This is a genomic window from Ornithinibacillus massiliensis (assembly GCF_018310345.1).
In the GTDB taxonomy this organism is placed as follows: Bacteria; Bacillota; Bacilli; order Bacillales; family Amphibacillaceae; genus Ornithinibacillus; species Ornithinibacillus massiliensis.
The window spans coordinates 119,901-138,172 of record NZ_JAGXBY010000004.1 but is presented as its reverse complement, the minus strand read 5'-3'; the positions used below and the strand labels follow the sequence as shown (position 1 = coordinate 138,172).

Below are 18,272 nucleotides of genomic sequence, written 5' to 3'. Positions count from 1 at the left end.
TAGGCGGAAAGTGCTTTTTTATTTGATAGGCTGTTTCTTACGGGAGTAAAAAATATAAAAAGAATACAGGATTAAGGAATCGATTACCCCAATGTTAAGTATGTTTATAAAATAAAAAATAAATCGTAATCGTTACTATTTACAAAACGTAATCATTACGATATAGTATTATTGTTCAAATCATTAAAAAGGGAGATTGAGAAATGAAGTATGTAAAATCAATACTCATGCTATTATTTATTACTCTATTTATTGTAGGGTGTTCATCAGCGGATGATAATAATAGTAAACAAGATTCTGATGGCAAGAAAGATTCAGAGCTTACCATATACACATCTGTTTATCCGTTTAAATATGTAGTGGAAGAAATTGCAGGTGATACTGCTACTGTAAAAACCGTTTATCCCCCTGGAGCAGATGCTCATACATATGAGCCTACATCAAAAGATATTATCGATATAGCAGACAGTGATGCATTCATTTATCTAGGATCTAGAATGGAAAGCTTCTCCGATTCAATTGCTGAAGCTTTGGAAAATCAACCTGTAAAATTAATAGAGATGGGTAGTTATCATGAACTATTCCATAGCGGTCATGACCACGACCACGATCACGGACATCATGATCACGGTGATGAGCCTATTGAGATTACTGGGCTATCAGACCATTATCATACCGATGATTCTATTACTCTAACAGCAGTCGTTAATATGGATACAGACGAAGATCATTTTCATTGGTTTGCATTAAATCCTGGTGAAAAAGATTGGGAGATTGTTGATGGTCAGACATCTAATCATTTTGAAGGGAAAGCTGAGGTAGATGGTCAACAGATCAAGGTTGTACTATATGGTGACGATCATGAGGTTGTTGCAGAGTCAGAACCTGTAACGATAGCAATAGATGACCATGGTCACGACCATGATCACGGAGACAACGAGCACGGCCATGATCATGACCATGATGGAGACGACGAACATGGCCACAACCATGACCATGATGGGGACGACGAGCATGGCCACAGCCATAACCATGATGGAGACGACGAGCATGGCCACAGCCATAACCATGACCATGATGGAGATGACGAACATGGTCACAACCATGACCATGATGGAGATGATGATCATGGCCATAATCATGACCATGATGGAGACCATGAGCATGGAGACTCAAGTAATGCAACAGGAAATGTTGAAATAGATGGCCTATTAGGGCATTATCATACTGGTGACGCTATTAAACTAACAGCTATCCTTGCAGACGGAGTAGATTATGACCATACACATTGGTTTGTTCTAAATCCAGGTGAAGAAGATTGGGTAGAAGTAGAAGGGCAAACTTCTGAGAATTATGAAAGTGAAGCTGAAGTAAAAGATCAGCAAATCAAGGTTGTATTTTACGGTGACGATCATGAGGTTGTTGCAGAATCAGAACCTGTTGTGATAGAAATTGATGACCATGAAGGAGATCACAACCCTCATATATGGACTGATCCACAACGTATGATAAAAATTGCAGAAATTATTAAAGATCAGTTAGTGGAAATGAATCCAGATGCAGAAGAGATGTACAATGAGAATCTTGAGGCATTAAAAGAAAAACTAACAGATTTAGATAATAATTTCATTGACCTTCTATCTAAGAAGGAAAACAAAGCGATTATCGTATCCCATGCTGCCTTTGGTTACTGGGAAGAGCGATATGGAATTGAACAAATTGCTATTCATGGACTGTCTACAGCTGAGGAGCCTTCTCAAAAGCAATTGACAGAAATTATTAATCAATCCAAAGAGCATAATTTAGATTACGTTCTATTTGAACAAAACAGCTCGAATAAATTATCAGAAGTTGTTCAAAAAGAGATTGGCGCAACTCCGATAACTATTCATAATCTTGAGGTTCTAACACAAGAAGATATTGATAATGGAGAAGACTATATCTCATTAATGGAACGTAATTTGGAAGTATTAGATCAAGTTACTAAATAATAAGTAAAAATAAGCAAGATGAATTATCTCTTCCCTGATTTCCTTTAAGAATCAGGGAAGTTTTTTTATTGCTAGAAGAAATTATGCTAGTGTATTTGAGAAGGTTAAGAATATCTATTGGGAAAGCAACGGAGCCAAAATTTCACCACTCGCATTATGTTAGAATAATAGTAATAATCGGTAGCAGGAGAGGGATACATGGTTAATTACAAGGTGATTTGTTTGGATAACCTTATTGTATTAGGATTAATTCTGTTCATGCTAGGTGTTGCATTAACAACGAATGTGTCGGTGCCCTTTTTGAGGGAATGAAGGAGAAAAAAGTAACAGAGAGAGTGTGTCAGTAACCTTTTTGAGGGAATGAAGTGGAAAAAGGTAACAGAGAGAGTGTATCTGTAACCTTTTTGAGAAAAAGAAGCAGAAAAAGGAAACAGAGAGAGTGTGTCAGTAACCTTTTTGAAAGAATGAAGCAGAAAAAGGAAACAGAGAGAGTGTGTCAGTAACCTTTTTGAGAGAATGAAGGAGAAAAAGGAAACAGAGAGAGTGCGTCAGTAACCTTTTTGAGAGAATAAAGCAGAAAAAGGAAACAGAGAGAGTGCGTCAGTAACCTTTTTGAGAGAATGAAGCGGAAAAAGGAAACAGAGAGAGCATCGGTGCCCTTTTTGAGAGAAAGAAGAAGTCAGGGAACCCAAAAATTTTCTGAAACTTCCTGTGAACTGTTACGTATGTAAAGGTAGAATCCATAAATTGTATAGGGGTGGATGGAATGGCTGATTCCGGAAAACGTCCGAAAATAAAAATAGCAAAAACAAAATCGGAATGGATTTTTGATGTTATTGGATATTCTGCATATATTGGGTCAATCATCTTGTTAGTAGCGATTTGGCCTTCCCTACCAGACGAGGTTCCGGCTCATTATAATGCATTTGGTGAGGTAGATCGTTGGGGAAAGAAGTATGAACTATTAATTTTACCGATTGTTGGTGGATTTTTACTTTTGATGATGCAGTTGTTCGAGAAGTTTCCAGAGATACACAATTATCCAAGGCGTTTTAATGAATCCAATGCTGCACAATTTTACCTTGTTAGCAGGCAAATGCTGAATCAGCTTAAGAATAGTTGTTTACTATTATTGGCAGTACTATTATTCGAATCCATATCGATTGCATTAGACTGGACGAACGGTATGGGTGGATTATTTTTACCACTGTTAGTCGTATTAACTGCGATTCCAATTGCGGTAGGTATTATGAGACAGCGAAAGATAAAATAAGATCCCTTCTTTAAGAGTAGAGAAGGGATCTTATCAGGTTATATTTTGACAGAAGCATTTTTAGTGAAATAACGGATTAGTATAATCAAGACCAATCCTGAGACAATCAGGCCAATTTCTGACATGCTAGCGGGAATGAAATCTGTAGTAATTATCCGGTCAGGGATTGGTAGTTCCAGTGAAGTACGCAATAGGGAGTCCTTAATAATCATGATGACTAACCCGATGAAAACAGTACCTAAACCAATAATCGTATTGAATCGGTAAAAACCTGTACCGATGAGCCAGCCTATTAAATAGTAAAAAAAGATATTAATTGCATAAACTAGAATGGATAGGAACCAGTTACTCGATGGATCTACATAAGGAGATAAAATAAATGTCAGTACAATATCACTAACGATATGAGCCTCTACATCTAAAGCAGACGTATTAAATTCGGCTGCTTTAAATGTGAATATATCCATCCTCGTTAATAGGAACTGAAGGAATGATGAAATAACTAATGTAATTATTGGGATCATAAAGGATAAACCAATTGAAGAGAGTAAGGCACCTTTATAGTAATCCTTTCTCGTCACACCATTTTCCACATAATAGGCTAAAAAGAACGTAGTCAATATTCCAATGACAAACATATAAATACCAGCAGCTACAAATACAGCATTATAATACGTATCTAATTCGTTGCCGTTCATATATAGAGATATTCCTTTAATAATCTGGACAATAAGCATTACTCCTAAAAGTGCAAATGTCCAAGACGACAGAGCCATAAACATATCAGAAGCAACTTTAGGATAATTAGCTTTTTGTTTCATATACATCGTCCTCCTTTGTTAAATGCACAAATAACTCATGAAGTGTTACTGGTGCAATTTCTATCCCTTTATCTGATGCAATTCTTCGCTCATCTCCCGAAAGTTCTCCCAAGATAGTAACAGCTTTGGTACCCCCTAAGCGCTCTTCATGAATCGATTGCTTCGATTGAACAAAGTCATCCACAACATTCGCATTACCAGTGATTTTTGCCCCTTTAGAAATAAGCTCGTCGTAATTCTCGTGAAGCATGATTTTTCCTCCATGCAATAGCAGTACTTCATCAAATAAATAATCCATTTCTGAAACAAGATGGGTGGAAAGGATAATGGTTCTTGGATGCCTTTCTTGGTCTTCAAGCAATTCCTTATAAAATATATCCCGAGAAGGTGCGTCCATTCCTAAATACACCTCATCAAAAATGGTTAGTGGTGCTCTACTTGCGAGTCCGATGGTCACATTTACAGCGGATTGCATTCCTTTAGAGAGCTTTTTAATAGCCTTCTTCTGGTCGAGCTTAAATCGTTTCACCAGGTATTCGGCATATTCACGATCAAAGTTAGGACGAAATCGCTCAACGCCATCTAATAGTTTTTTGACACTATCTGTTTCATCCTTATAGTCCTTGTTGTAAAGAAAGGCAACCTGTTGCATAATAGAGGCATTTTCAAATGGTGCCTCACCATTAATTGTAACGGAGCCAGCGGATTGTTCACGAAATGAGGCGAGGATAGATAGTAGAGAAGTTTTTCCAGCTCCATTTCGTCCTAAAAGTCCATAGATTTTCTTATCTGTTAACTCGAATGATACATCCTGTAGGGCAGCATAATTCCCATACTCTAAACTAAGCTTATCGACTTTTACATTCATTCTTTATCACGACCTTTTACTTTTTTAATAAAACTGATGATCTCGCTTTCTTTAATTTCAAGTTTATCTGCTTCTTGTACGAGCTTGATAATGTAGTCTTCGATAAAAGATTCTTTTCTTTTTTGGATAAGTTTTTCTCTTGCTCCTTCTGCAACAAACATTCCAATCCCTCTCTTTTTATAGAGAATTCCTTCATCAACTAGCTGGCTTACACCTTTGGCTACGGTGACGTGATTAATTTTATAGAAGTTAACTAGCTGATTGGTCGAAGGAGCCTGTTCCCCTTCTTTAAGCTGTTTATTAATGACTTGATCTTCAATTTTTTCCCGAATCTGGATATAGATCGGTTTATCTTGATCAAAAGCTTTGCTCATTTTATCGCCCACTATCTTCATTTGGTTATATCCTAATACGGTTATATAGTCATGTATATAACTATAATAGTGGGATTGGAATCTGTCAATAGTGATTAAGCGAAATTTACAAAATTAGGCTTGCAAAAGATGCGATAATGAACTACATTAAAACTAATGGTATTAGTTTTTCGTTTAGGCATGAATTTGAAGGTATGAGGAGGAAGAATGGGATGAGAGTTATACGGTATCATAATCTATATCAACTGACGGTTTTACCGAGTTTTTTCCCAGTTAATTGTTATATTTATGAGGAAGAAAACGAGCTTACGTTAATTGATGCTGGTATCCCAGGTAGTTATAAAGGGATCGTTAAAATGGTTAAAGAACTGAATAAGCCATTAACCAATATTATATTAACTCATGCACATGGGGATCATGTTGGGGCTTTGGATAAATTGAAGCAGACATTTCCTAATATAATCGTATCCATATCAGAAAGGGATAGTAGATTACTAAGGGGAGATGTATCATTGGATCGAGATGAACCACAAATGCCAATTAAAGGTGGAGTTCCAAAAGGTTTAACGACGAAAGCTGACCACCTGTTAAAGGAAGGTGATCGAGTAGGATCGCTCGAAGTTCTTGCTACTCCTGGACATACACCGGGGTCCATCTCATTACTCGATTCAAAACATGGGATAATTATAGCAGGAGATGCTTTACAAACTCGTGGAAGGATGGCTGTTGGAGGACAATTAGTGTGGAGCTTTCCTTTTCCTGCTTTTGGCACATGGAACAAAGAAATTGCTCTTGAAAGTGCAAGGAAGATTATGTCAAGAGAACCTACATTATTAGCTGTGGGACATGGAGACATGATTGAAAATCCAGGTCCGAATTTAGAAAAGGCGATTAATGAGGCAGAAAGTCAAATAGAGAAAGGAGCCTGATGATGCCGCGAGTAGGACTTAACATAGTGCAGATAGTTCAGACTGCTGCTGATATAGCAGATAACCAAGGAACAGAAGCAGTGACATTATCGGGTATAGCAAGAGAACTATCTGTTCGCCCACCATCACTATTTAACCATGTAAAGGGGCTGCCCCAGATTAAAAGGGAGCTATCCCTTCTCGGAGTGAAAAAACTTTTTAAAAGAATGAACGATGCGACAAAAGAAAAATCTGGGGATGAGGCCATATTTGCTATAGCTAATGCCTATCTTCAGTTTACAAGAGAGCACCCTGGATTGTACGAATACACGATTGCTTTACCAAAGCCTAAGGATGAAGAAATAGAAAGAGAAAGTAATAAAATACTTACGCTCATTCTTACACTATTTCACACCTATTCATTATCAGAGGAAAATGTCATCCATGCGGTGAGGGGATTTAGAAGTATTTTGCACGGCTTTTCTTCACTAGAACAAAAGGGTGGATTTGGTATGCCTATTGAACGAAATGATAGTTTACATTATATGATTAGGGTATTTTTAACTGGTCTTAATAAAACGGAATGATACGGAATATGCCTGCTATTTTTTTCTAGCAGGCTTTTAAAATACATATAGGAATTCCCAATTAAGTTCTCATCCGCTATAATAGGAAAGTATGTAAAGAAATAGAACTGTTAAGATTGATACTATAGTGTTTATATAGATAATGACTGTGAGGGGAGGAAACAATCTTGACGACAGTAAATAGTGAAACATATATTGCAGAAATAAATGATTTAGATAAAAAAGGTTCGGGTCGAGCGGTTGTTTGGCGGGATATTGGCAAGGTAAATCCTAGAAAGCTAAAGCTTACGATACCACAAACATTACCGGGTGAAAAGGTACGTGTTACAGTGGGACAGCCAGACCGAAGAAGAACTAGAGTTATGCCGGAAGAAATTGTAGAGGAACATCCAGAACGAGTAGCGGCTCCATGTCCGCATTTTGAACGATGTGGTGGTTGTGTATGGCAGCACTGGACCTATACAGGGCAATTAAATGAAAAAACAAATCATGTAAAGAAAGTCTTGGAACAGCAAGGATTTGATTCTAGTCTTGTTCATGAAACCATTGGCATGGACAATCCGTATCATTACCGGAATAAGATGGAGTTTACGTTTTCTAAGGAAGGCGATTTAGGGCTTCACGAATTAGGCAATTGGAGAAAGATTATCTCTTTAGAAACATGCCTAATTGCTGGTAAGGATATGGTAGAAGCTACAATGGAGGTTGCCAACTGGGCTAAAGCTCATGAATTATCAGGCTATGATAAGGATACCCATGAAGGCTTACTACGCCATCTGATGGTTCGTCAGTCATTTGCAACTGGTGAAATTATGTTAGGTCTATTTGCTACGGAGGGTCCTACTGGGGAACTAGAAGTGGCAGCGAAAGATTTGGAAGACAGAATTACTACCAATTTCCCTAAAGTAAAGAGCCTAATGTGGTTTAAAAATACCGACTGGGGTGACCGTACTCAAGCAGAAGAGTCCCATATTTTAGCAGGACGCGACTTCATTTATGATGAGATGCTAGATTATCGCTTCCGTATTTGGTTTGATACGTTCTTCCAAACAAATCCAACACAGGCGCAAAAGCTAGTCGAATTGGCACTAGAAATGGGGAAACCAAGAGAAACAGAAAAAATGATTGATCTATTCTGTGGTGTCGGTACATTCTCCCTTCCATTTGCTAGCCGAGTTGGGAAGCTAGCGGGAATAGAGATAGTCGAAACTTCGATTGAATCTGCTAAACGTAACGCGAAGGATAATGGAATCTCGAACACATACTTCCTAGCAAAAGATGCTAGACGTGGAATTGATGAAGTGCTAGAGAGCTTTGGGATTCCTGAGCTTCTATTATTAGACCCACCTCGTTCTGGTGCTGGTGGAAAAGTAATGCGTAGAATTGGTCGTGCTCAACCTGAACGTATTGTCTATGTATCTTGTAATCCAGATACATTTGCAATTGATATTAAGGAACTGGAGCCGTTTGGTTATGAACTAGTAGAGGTTCAGCCGGTTGATTTATTCCCACATACGACGCATGTGGAGTGCGTAGCACTACTTACAAGAAAATAATTAAGTAAGAGAAGAACCATGTCTAATTTAAACCTTCCTTTTGGGAGGTTTTTTATTATTTCATATATCTATTATACAGGGAATGAACAATAGATTACCAAATATCACATTTTTAGTTTTAATTACACCTAGTTAACGTTTCGTGCAGACGAATTTTTTATTGTGGGATTCTTATGTCATAATAGAAGATATCAAAAGATAATAAGGAGAAAGCATGCAATGAACAATTATAAATTAACGATTCAGTATGATGGTGGCCGTTACAAGGGTTGGCAACGACTTGGTAATAGCGACAATACGATTCAAGGGAAAATAGAAAATGTATTAACAGAGTTGGCAGGAGAGAAGATTGAAATCATTGGATCTGGAAGAACGGATGCAGGTGTACATGCTCTTTTGCAAATCGCTAATTTTAAAATGCATAAAAATGCAACCGAAGAAGAAGTAATGGATTATTTAAACAGGTATCTACCTCATGATATTAGCGTGGTGGATGTAACGTTAATGCATGATCGTTTTCATGCACGCTATAATGCTAAAGATAAAACCTATTTGTATAAGATTTGGAACATGCCTTATACACATCCCTTTATGCGAAAGTATAGTATGCATGTGCCGGAAAAGCTTGATATCGAAAAAATGAGAAAAGCATCTGAATATTTTCTAGGTAAGCATGACTTTACTTCCTATTCCAATGCAAAGTCGAAGAAAAAGTCCATGGTTCGTGAAATTTACTCACTTGAGATAATGGATAACGAAGGCTTTATCGAAATCGAAATACGAGGCAATGGCTTCCTTTACAATATGGTGAGAAAAATGGTCGGAACGTTAATTGAAGTTGGTTTAGGACAAAAAGATGCTGCTACCATACCAACTATTCTCGAATCAAAAGAAAGAATCCAAACAGGTCGTATGGCGGATGCCGAGGGGTTGTATTTGAAGAAGGTTGGTTTTTAAGGACTTACCTTATTTTTATATTAACTTTAAAGCAGAGAATTTATCGGAAGCAGGATCCTAATATAGGATCTACTGCTTCACTATATGTATAGGTGAAAAGCAAAAATGAATCTGATATAACAATCCATATATTCCAAAATTTATTATTGACTAGACGCTTTTTCGTTTTTCAATGACTATTCACCATTATTTGCTCTTAAAGAAGCTTCAGCTAATAGTGCTAAGTCTTGTGAATTCTTGCTCATCTCTTGGATGGTTGCTGAAAATTCTTGTAAGGCCCCTGCTTGCGTACCAGTAAGGGAGTGAATCTCTTTAAAAGAAAGATCTAACTTAGATAGTAGTTGCTGTATATTTCTGGTGATTTCGTTTATATAATTTACATTCTCATTCGAGTTAGCTGCCAACATACGGATTTCATTAGCTACTACAGAAAATCCTTTTCCTGCTTCTCCAGCACGTGCTGCCTCAATAGAAGCATTTAATCCTAGTAAATTACTTTGATCTGATATTTTTTTTACTACCGAAGAAATTTTGTCAATTTGCTCTGCGCTAGTACTTACACCCTTCATTTGATCAGTCATTTCAGTCACTCGATTAGCTAACTTGGAAATAGAACCATTTATACTCTCAATTGATGAAGCTGTTTGCTCTACAATTGCGGAAAAGCTTTCAGCCATCTCAAATAACTTATTTGCTTTTTCAAGGCTTGTTCCAAGTCCTACTCCTCCAATGACATGCCCACTCTCGTCATGAAGTGGAATCGCACGTGCAATAAGGGGAAATCCAAATATCTCTTTTGGAATGATCGCTGACATAGGCTCATTCTTTCTAATGGCATTGGTTATGATATCCCCTTCAGTTAATGGATCCCCTGCATTTACATTTAGCGAAAATGTTTTTCCAGGAATATTGATAATAAGTTTTTCAGTATCATAAATTCCTACTGTAATATCATCTTGTACTAAATGATTTAGAAATGGAGCTATTTTCACAAAAGCATTTAATAAGTCATTTTCTACCTTTACTTCATGCATAATCTTAATCTCCCTTAGTATGTAAAAGTTCTTGTGTCTGTAGTTTGCAGATATTCTTAAAGATGTCTAGAAACCACCCATTTTATATCGGTATAACGTTGAAATTCTAAAATAATATATATTGTGTTTCTTATTTTAATGAGTCATGTCTTTAAATTTGATAATAACATTTATTTAAGTTGGTTCTTTTATTAGATTGATTTTTGCGAGAGAATGATTAGTAACCATTAGATTAATTGCAAAAGCCGTAATAAAAGAATAGACGAATAGTAAGTTGTTACTGGTATTTTGAGAAATGATTCAACTAGTTTCTGATATAAACAGCACCAACTCCAAAGTAATTTAGAGTGGTGCTATTTTTGATTTTCCATATAAATACAATAAAAAACGATTAGTTATAAAGCATCTATAACTATTCATGTACTTGCTTCGACGCATCTACAGACAAATTCGCATTATCTCTACCTACTGTTTTTCTTGTTAAAGAAAAGACTGCACATCCTAAAGCGATAATAATAAGGATGCCACCGAACCAGGATGTATGAGAAACAGTTTCAGTTTGACTTAATACGATACCACCAAATGCTGACCCAAGAGAAATACCTACTTGTAGTGCTGAATTATTAAAGCTTTGTTGAATATCAGACGTAGCAGGGTCTGTTTGAATCAAATAGCTTTGTTGTGGTGGAGCTAGACTCCAGCTTAATGCCGCCCAAATCATCATAGTCGGTATGAATACAATAAGTGAAAACGTAGTGAATGGTAATAGAAATAACACTACAGCAAATGCAATGATTACTACCAGGATGCTTTTTGGTGCTCCGATCGAGTCTGACAGTGTCCCTCCGAATGCTCCGCCACTTACCGCTGCAATTCCAAATAGTAGATAACAGATGCTGATCCAACTGGAATTCAGCTGAAGTTCTGTTTCTAAAAAAGGAGTGAAGTAAGCATAAAGTGTGTAATGTCCTGCTAACATAAACATCGTTGCAAGATGTGCACTGCCTATTTTTAAGCTACTAACTGCCTTTAATTGCTGTGAAAGTGGAACCGTGTTTTCCCCGGATAAGCGCTCCAAAAAGATGGAAATGAGGACAAAGGAACCGATAGATAAAATAGCAATCCCAAGAAAAATAATGCGCCATCCAAATTTGTCGGAAATCAGAATTCCTAGTGGCACTCCCATGACAAGCGACGAACTAATTCCCATATAAATGAGACCAAGAGCCTTTGCTCGGTGTTCTGGTGAAACAACTTTTGCAGCTATGGTTAAGGACAGTACCACGATAAGTGCTGTACTCATAGCGGTTAAAACTCTTGCAATCATGATAAAGGTAAAATTCGGACTGAAATAGGTCATGATATTCCCAAGGAAGAAAATCGATAAGGATATAAGGTATAACCTCTTTCGCTCCATTTTACTAGTGATAACTAGTAACACCGGACCGGATATAGCATAAATAAGTGCAAAAACCGTGATTAGTTGTCCAGCAGAGCTTAATGAGATGTTTAAATCGTTTGCGATTGTTGGAAGTATTCCGCCAATGATTAATTCAACTAGTCCAACAGCTACAGTGGATAATGCTAGTATAAAAACTTTTAAATTCATATTCTGTTTACGTCCTTTCTGTTGAAAATTACTTTTAGATAATAAAAAAACTGATTACAAAAAATGAATGATTCATTTTCTGTAATCAGGATTTTAAGGTTCCTGGTAGAGACCCTCATGCCATATTCTGAGGTTATACAGGTAATATTTTTTTATAAGTGAGCACTTTGAACAGTTTACTAGCTATTGTCTAATTTTTCAAGTAGTAAATTTTTGGCTGTGAATCCATTAACAAACGTCGAACTAGTTAAAGAGCCCTGTTATAGGCAAATTGTTTTCGGTAATCAATATTAGTCATCTGCTTACATCCGACGAATTACAACGTATTACTGAGGAGAATTTAGGTTTACCGGAAGTTTTAGTTCCCTATTTCATTTGACAAAATAGAGTAAATACTCTAATCTGTTAATTAGAGTATTTACTCTATTTCTGATGTGGAGGGAATATTGTTGAATAAGACGAAAGAAAAGGTTATAGAGACAGCTATTAGTATGTTCAATGAGGAGGGAACTAGTTCTGTCTCAACCAATCATATTGCTAAAGAACTCGGAATTAGTACAGGAAACTTATACTATCATTTCAAGAACAAAGAGGAAATTATTCGAGCGATTTTAGACCGAATGATTCAAGAATGGGACATGGTTTGGCAGGTTCCAAGTCCTGATTGGCAGCCTACCCTGGAAGACTTAAAGTCAATAATTAGACTTACCTTTCAATTACAGTGGAAATACCGTTTCTTCTATCGAGAGCTTATTGTATTGATGAAGATTGATCCGCTATTAAAAGACAGACATCAACGAATGCAAGAACAACGTATGTCGGAACAAAGGAATTTTTTCCAGTATTTTTTAGCATCTGGTGTCTTGAATTTACAGCAGGATCAATCGCAAATGGACTCCCTATTAAAAGTTAGCTGGATGATTAGTAACTATTGGCTTGCTTTTCTGGAAACAAATGATGAGGAAGTTTCAGAAGAGAAGGTAGAAGAAGGCATTCAACTAATTATGATGGTTATTCAGCCGTACATAAAATGAGAAGGAGCAAAGTAGATGAATATACAGGAGAACAAAGAGTTTGAAAGGCTATCGAGGAGAGTTTTTCTAAAGAGATTAGGGGGTGCTGTTCTTGTCATTTCCGTTGCAGGATTAGCATGGAGAATGATAGATCAAGGGGTATTTAGTACGGGGAAGGGACCTGCTTATGAAGCTTGGAATAGTAGTAAGGATAATCTAGAATCTGGTCCACTTGCCTTAGTAAACGATGCAATCCTAGCTTCTAATCCACATAACACACAACCATGGCTATTTAAAGTAACAGATTCGTTTATAGAAATATATGCAGATGAGAGCAGAAATCTTGGAGCATTTGATCCAATGAGAAGAGAAATGTTTATCGGTCTCGGTTGTGCCATTGAGAATATGATGTTATCTGCAAATGCACATGGTTATAATCCTAAATTAATCTATAAGCCTAGTATTACTGAACCAGACTGTATTGCTCGTATAGACCTTACACCGGGTGCAAAAAAAGATTCTCCATTATACCAAGAAATTCCACATCGACATACACATAGAGGGAAATATGATACGGACCGACAGATTTCGAAATCAATCCTTGCAGATATAAAGAATCTATTGCAGATGAGAAAAAAGTAAAAATTTCCTGGATTACATCAACTGAGGAAAAGAAAAAAGTAGGAGATTCAATAGTAGAAGCAACAGAAGCCATCATAGCTGATGAGGAAATGAGTGCAGAGACTAATAAATGGTTTAAAGAAAATTGGAAAGATATTCAAGAACAACGAGATGGGATTACCTTGGATGCACAGGGGAGTTCCTTTCTGATACGGATGCTTGGTAAAATATTACCCCCTATGTCACATGAACGGAATGATCAATTTTGGCTATCCTCAACAGAGAGCGTTCATACGGCTACTGCTGCAACCTATGGAATCGTTTCAATACGAGATTCTAGTGACAAAGAACAACTTGCAAGAGCGGGTAGAGCATGGCAAAGAATTCACCTATATGGAACAAAGCTTGGGCTCGGGATGCAACCTCTAAATCAAGTACACGAGATGGCTGATCGTGAGCTAGTACTTGGTACATCGGAACATTTCGGAACAGAGTTAAAGAATATCGTAGGAGATGCATCTTGGAAAGGGATATTTACATTTCGATGTGGTTACCCATTAAAGGAAACACATCCAAGTCCGAGGAGAGCAGTACGTGATGTCATCTTATAATCGGATTTATCGTAATGGTTTTCAATTAATCTAGTAAAGGGGTTGCTAGACTTGAGTACTTCTAAATTCATGCGTAAGGTGACGAGTTATCTAGGCAAGGCATTTTTATACTTTGGTATTATAGTGTTCGTGTTACTTCTTGGAGGCTTCATCTCAGATCTACGTAATTTTGATCGTACAAAAGGGGGATATGAAGCCCCATATGAAGATTATACAGGTGAACCAATAAATTTTGATGAACTAGACCAATCCAATGAAGGTATGATTGGGAGGGGCTATGTCATGAACATCGGCTTGAATTGTACAACAGGAATGATTTCTTTTGAGATATTTAAACAAAAAGTAGACTATCGGGTAGTTTCTGAGCGGGCAATAAAAGTCCACCAACCCCGTGAAGCTTGTATTAAGAGAGGATTTGAACCAGAATTCTAACTAGATGATAAATGGGAGTAATCAATATTCATGCTAGATTACTCCCATTTGATTATAGTGCTTCCGAACGTGAATCGAGTAAATCTAATAGACTAAAACTTGATTCTTTATGTTGGAGAAAGCGTTTAGAATTTGGTCGATGTGTTCTTCTTCATGGGTAGACATCAATCTAATTCGAATCATTTGCTGTCCTTCAGGAACGGCTGGGCTTACTGCGACGTTGGTATATACCCCGTGCTCCATCAGTTCTCCCCATGTTTTAAATACTTGCATGTCATCGCCTAATATTATTGGGATAATCGGCACTACTCCGTCTGGCACATTATATCCAAGTGAGCGCAATCCGTCTCGAAGCGTTTGCGTTAGTGCTTGTATTTTATCGATACGTTCTGGCTCTTCAAGTAATATATCAAGCGCTGTCATAGCCGCCGCAACATTTGCAGAAGGTAAGCTGGCTGAGAAAATATAGGCAGAACTTGTATACGTTAAATAATGTATAAGCTCTTTACTTCCAGCAATAAATCCCCCAAAGGAACCAAATCCTTTTGAAAGTGTACCAACAATAATATCTACTTCATTATCTAAACCATAATAACTAGCCGTTCCAGCTCCGTTATTTCCGATAACACCAATTCCATGTGCATCATCAAGCATTATTTTTGCATTTGTTTTTCTAGCGGATTCCACCATATTTGGAAGATCAACTACCGTACCTGACATGGAAAATACGCCATCTGAAACGATTAGTTTTCCGTGATCATCGGGTGCTTTTTTTAGGCATTGATCTAGGTGATTCATATCATTATGTCTATAACGAATAATCTGGTCTTTATTCAGAAATGTCCCACGTGAAATTAATGCTGCCTGTACTATACTGTTATGGTTGTCTCGATCACTAAAAATGACATCATTTTTTCCTATTAAAGGAACAATAGCGCCTTGGTTAGTTTGATAACCGGTGTTAAAGGTGATGACAGCTTCTTTGCCAAGGAACTTCGCCAATTTTTCCTCAAGCTCTAGATGTAAATCCAATGTTCCATTATGTAACCGGCTGCCATTATTACCTATGCCATATTTACTTAGAGCTTGAATTGCTGCTTCTTTTACTCTATTATTTTGCGAAAAACCATGATAGTCACTAGAGCCTGCCATTACGACAGTTTTACCATCCATTTTCACAAGCGGTCCATTGTTCTCTTCAATTGTTGGATGGAAGGGAAATACGGAATTACGTAAAATATCTTTGGCCCTCGAATACGTCTTCACTTTATCGAATAGATCCAAGAAAATCCCTCCAAACTAATTTTTTTATTCTACGATTAAAGTATACCGCAAAAAATGTTGGATTTTAAATAAAATTTTGAATAAAAGGCAAATAATGTTGATAATTTGCTTTATTTGGAAAAAATTTGGATCTTTTTGTCCTTTCGTATAGGATAAGAAGAAAAGAATCGCTATGAAACGATTCTTTTCTTCCTGGTTATAATTTATCTTTATATTGATATTCTAGCCGTTCTCCTAATCTACTTAGTATTTCATTCGTAATCGTACCGCACTTATCAGCTATTTCTTCACAACGAATTTGTTTATCTCCATCCGTACCGATAATCGTAACAATATCATTCTGTTTGACTTCATTTATATGGGAAACGTCAATGATTAATTGGTCCATACATATTCTCCCGATGATCGGTGCCTTTTTCGAATGGAGTAATACGTATGCATCATTTTCAGATAGGTGTCTTGGGATTCCGTCTGCATAGCCTATGGTGACAGTGGCGATCGTCATTTTCGACTTTGTTTGATATTGTCTTCCATAACCAATCGCCTCCCCTGAATCTATTTCTCTAATAACTGCTATTCGGGCCATTAAGGATAATACCGGTTTTAAATGAATTGGAGTACCGGTTCTGCCTGGGGTGCTTAATACCCCGTATAAGGCGATTCCAGCACGTGCATAGTCACAAGTTAAATCGGGGTAATTTAATATTCCATAACTTGATTGGATATGTAGTTTTCCAGGCTGATATCCGTTCTCCTTTAGGGAGTCAATTAACTGGTAGAATTGCTGAATCTGCTGTTTGCTATACTGAATGTCTTCGTCTAGTAAACGATCAGAAGTAGATAAATGGGTAAAAACTCCTGCCACTTTTATATTGGCACAATGGAATATTTTTTCGATTTCGATACGGTTTTCGACGGGAATACCAAGCCTGTGCATACCGGTATCAATTTTTATATGAACAGTAATCATTTTCGGATAGTCATTTAACAGTTTTGCATAGGCGTAATCTACTACGGTTTGTATTAGCTTGTATTTTACTAAATACGAGAAATCTTTAGGATTGGTATATCCAAGAATTAGAATGTCTCCTTTTATCCCATTCTGTCGTAGTCGTATCCCCTCTGATATAGTAGCAACTGCAAACGCCTTTATTCCAGTCCTCATTAATTCACGTGCAATGATGACGTCCCCATGTCCATACGCATTTGCTTTAACCACAGCCATTAAATCACATTGGCTTGGAAGGGTCTGGTTAAGCTCCTTCACATTGTGTCTAAGTGCTCCAAGGTCAATTTCAATCCATGCTCTACTGTCGGGGGATACATGATTCTCTTTTTTGGTATTTGAAAATAACAGAACTAGAATTATCGATACTAAAAGTGAGACCCCGCAAACTACCAAATAATGAATAAGACTGTGGTAGATTAATAGTTGTTCCTGATTCATAACTTTAGCAAATCCACGTACTAGAATAATAATCCAAGGGTGAATCAGGTAGAGGAAGAGCGATAAGTTACGTAGTGTTTTACTACTTTTTCCTGGTAGCTTTCTCAATAAAAGAAATAAATAATACATGCAAGGTACGAGTAAGATGTACATACTATCATGCCTTTGCCAGGAATGACTATGTAGTAAAAGTCCCTCCATAATAAATAAACTACCCGATGAAAATAGTCCGATCAGGATATGCTTCATGGAATAACTTAGATTAGTTTTTGCGATTGTTATTCCTAATATAAGAAAGATAGGAGCGAAAAATAGTCCATTTCTCGTGTAATCAACTATAGTAAAAATGGACTCATAGAATGTAGCTAGGGAATTGGTGGTTTGAACAAGGCCATAATAGCTGTCACCAAGTAGTCCAATTCCATATAATACAATTGCCCCAACCCAAGAAGCTCTAAGTCCAAATCGTTGTATACCAAACGTTACAATTAGAATGCCGACAATCATGGCAGGTAAGTACCATAGGTGATAAAACGTGCCATCAAATAAAATATCTTTAACAAGCTTATTCCAGGAGAACGTATCCTGAAAATAGCCAGAATAGTAATTCACAGGTAAGAAAAGCAGGATTGAAAGCCCATAGATAGTACTTATCTTAATGACAGAGCTTCTAATATAGGAACGGTCTTTATTCTGGATTGCTTGGTATAGAAAATAACCCGTTACCATCATAAAAAATGGAACTGCTACACGGCCCACAATACGAGTGAGAATGAAATCAGCCGTTTCATTTATGCTATACAATGGGGAGGTGTGAATAGCAATTACTAGAAATGCTGCGATGACACGGAACATGTCTAGGGATCCTGTTTTATTGAATTGCATA

At 37.1% G+C, this 18,272-nt stretch carries 17 protein-coding genes and 1 riboswitch; of the genes, 10 read left to right on the top strand and 7 right to left on the bottom strand.

All coding sequences use genetic code 11. The features are described 5' to 3' along the window. Window positions 1–203: 203 nt before the first annotated feature. Both KGF86_RS12820 and KGF86_RS12815 read left to right on the top strand, forming a co-directional pair. The gene (locus tag KGF86_RS12820) at window positions 204–1,991 is read left to right on the top strand and encodes a metal ABC transporter solute-binding protein, Zn/Mn family (protein WP_211742106.1); all 1,788 of its coding nucleotides are present in this window, start codon (window positions 204–206) and stop codon (window positions 1,989–1,991) included. Window positions 1,992–2,757: 766 nt separating this feature from the next. Beyond that, window positions 2,758–3,264 (top strand): DUF1648 domain-containing protein, encoded by a 507-nt coding sequence (locus KGF86_RS12815; protein WP_186868956.1) that lies wholly within the window; start codon window positions 2,758–2,760, stop codon window positions 3,262–3,264. Between the two features lie 38 nt (window positions 3,265–3,302). On the opposite strand, the gene KGF86_RS12810 is transcribed toward KGF86_RS12815, so the two are convergent. From KGF86_RS12810 to KGF86_RS12800, 3 genes are read right to left on the bottom strand one after another with little or no spacing between them, the layout of a single operon-like run. After that, window positions 3,303–4,085 (bottom strand): hypothetical protein, encoded by a 783-nt coding sequence (locus KGF86_RS12810; protein ID WP_186868955.1) that lies wholly within the window; start codon window positions 4,083–4,085, stop codon window positions 3,303–3,305. Next, window positions 4,069–4,953 (bottom strand): ATP-binding cassette domain-containing protein, encoded by an 885-nt coding sequence (locus KGF86_RS12805; protein ID WP_186868954.1) that lies wholly within the window; start codon window positions 4,951–4,953, stop codon window positions 4,069–4,071. Before KGF86_RS12805 ends, KGF86_RS12810 begins: the two co-directional genes overlap by 17 nt. Next, on the bottom strand, window positions 4,950–5,327 hold the full coding sequence (locus tag KGF86_RS12800) for a GntR family transcriptional regulator (RefSeq protein WP_211742105.1): 378 nt from the start codon (window positions 5,325–5,327) through the stop codon (window positions 4,950–4,952). Before KGF86_RS12800 ends, KGF86_RS12805 begins: the two co-directional genes overlap by 4 nt. A gap of 212 nt (window positions 5,328–5,539) precedes the next feature. On the opposite strand from KGF86_RS12800, the gene KGF86_RS12795 reads away from it, so the two are divergent. The 4 genes from KGF86_RS12795 to truA all read left to right on the top strand — a co-directional run bounded on the left by KGF86_RS12795 (window position 5,540) and on the right by truA (window position 9,335). Then, complete coding sequence (locus KGF86_RS12795) at window positions 5,540–6,256, top strand: MBL fold metallo-hydrolase (RefSeq protein WP_186868952.1); 717 nt, start codon at window positions 5,540–5,542, stop codon at window positions 6,254–6,256. A gap of 2 nt (window positions 6,257–6,258) precedes the next feature. Then, window positions 6,259–6,822: a TetR/AcrR family transcriptional regulator gene (locus KGF86_RS12790; protein ID WP_186868951.1), complete on the top strand. Its 564-nt coding sequence runs from the start codon at window positions 6,259–6,261 to the stop codon at window positions 6,820–6,822. A gap of 167 nt (window positions 6,823–6,989) precedes the next feature. Further along, on the top strand, window positions 6,990–8,378 hold the full coding sequence (rlmD, locus tag KGF86_RS12785) for a 23S rRNA (uracil(1939)-C(5))-methyltransferase RlmD (RefSeq protein WP_211742104.1): 1,389 nt from the start codon (window positions 6,990–6,992) through the stop codon (window positions 8,376–8,378). Window positions 8,379–8,597: 219 nt separating this feature from the next. Further along, on the top strand, window positions 8,598–9,335 hold the full coding sequence (gene truA / locus KGF86_RS12780) for a tRNA pseudouridine(38-40) synthase TruA (protein WP_186868949.1): 738 nt from the start codon (window positions 8,598–8,600) through the stop codon (window positions 9,333–9,335). A 176-nt stretch (window positions 9,336–9,511) separates the two neighbouring features. Here truA and KGF86_RS12775 read toward each other — a convergent pair whose 3' ends face one another. Continuing rightward, window positions 9,512–10,369 (bottom strand): methyl-accepting chemotaxis protein, encoded by an 858-nt coding sequence (locus KGF86_RS12775; RefSeq protein WP_186868948.1) that lies wholly within the window; start codon window positions 10,367–10,369, stop codon window positions 9,512–9,514. Window positions 10,370–10,781: 412 nt separating this feature from the next. After that, window positions 10,782–11,978, bottom strand: a complete 1,197-nt coding sequence (locus KGF86_RS12770; RefSeq protein WP_186868947.1) for an MFS transporter — start codon at window positions 11,976–11,978, stop codon at window positions 10,782–10,784. A 62-nt stretch (window positions 11,979–12,040) separates the two neighbouring features. After that, window positions 12,041–12,139, bottom strand: a riboswitch (purine riboswitch). A gap of 288 nt (window positions 12,140–12,427) precedes the next feature. Between KGF86_RS12770 and KGF86_RS12765 the strand changes: the two genes are divergently transcribed. From KGF86_RS12765 to KGF86_RS12750, 4 genes are all read left to right on the top strand, one after another. Next, window positions 12,428–13,012: a TetR/AcrR family transcriptional regulator gene (locus KGF86_RS12765; RefSeq protein ID WP_186868946.1), complete on the top strand. Its 585-nt coding sequence runs from the start codon at window positions 12,428–12,430 to the stop codon at window positions 13,010–13,012. 15 nt (window positions 13,013–13,027) lie between these two features. After that, window positions 13,028–13,633 carry a hypothetical protein gene (locus KGF86_RS12760; protein WP_211742103.1) on the top strand — a complete coding sequence of 202 codons (606 nt, stop codon included), beginning with the start codon at window positions 13,028–13,030 and terminating at the stop codon, window positions 13,631–13,633. 89 nt (window positions 13,634–13,722) lie between these two features. Then, a complete protein-coding gene (locus tag KGF86_RS12755; RefSeq protein WP_211742102.1) occupies window positions 13,723–14,223 on the top strand; it encodes a hypothetical protein in 501 nt (166 codons plus the stop codon). Between the two features lie 51 nt (window positions 14,224–14,274). Next, window positions 14,275–14,655 carry a hypothetical protein gene (locus tag KGF86_RS12750; protein ID WP_211742101.1) on the top strand — a complete coding sequence of 127 codons (381 nt, stop codon included), beginning with the start codon at window positions 14,275–14,277 and terminating at the stop codon, window positions 14,653–14,655. Between the two features lie 84 nt (window positions 14,656–14,739). On the opposite strand, the gene KGF86_RS12745 is transcribed toward KGF86_RS12750, so the two are convergent. Continuing rightward, on the bottom strand, window positions 14,740–15,939 hold the full coding sequence (locus KGF86_RS12745) for an aminotransferase class I/II-fold pyridoxal phosphate-dependent enzyme (RefSeq protein ID WP_186868943.1): 1,200 nt from the start codon (window positions 15,937–15,939) through the stop codon (window positions 14,740–14,742). A gap of 196 nt (window positions 15,940–16,135) precedes the next feature. Then, window positions 16,136–18,271 carry a serine racemase VanT catalytic subunit gene (gene vanT / locus KGF86_RS12740; RefSeq protein ID WP_211742100.1) on the bottom strand — a complete coding sequence of 712 codons (2,136 nt, stop codon included), beginning with the start codon at window positions 18,269–18,271 and terminating at the stop codon, window positions 16,136–16,138. Between the last annotated feature and the right edge of the window lies 1 nt (window position 18,272).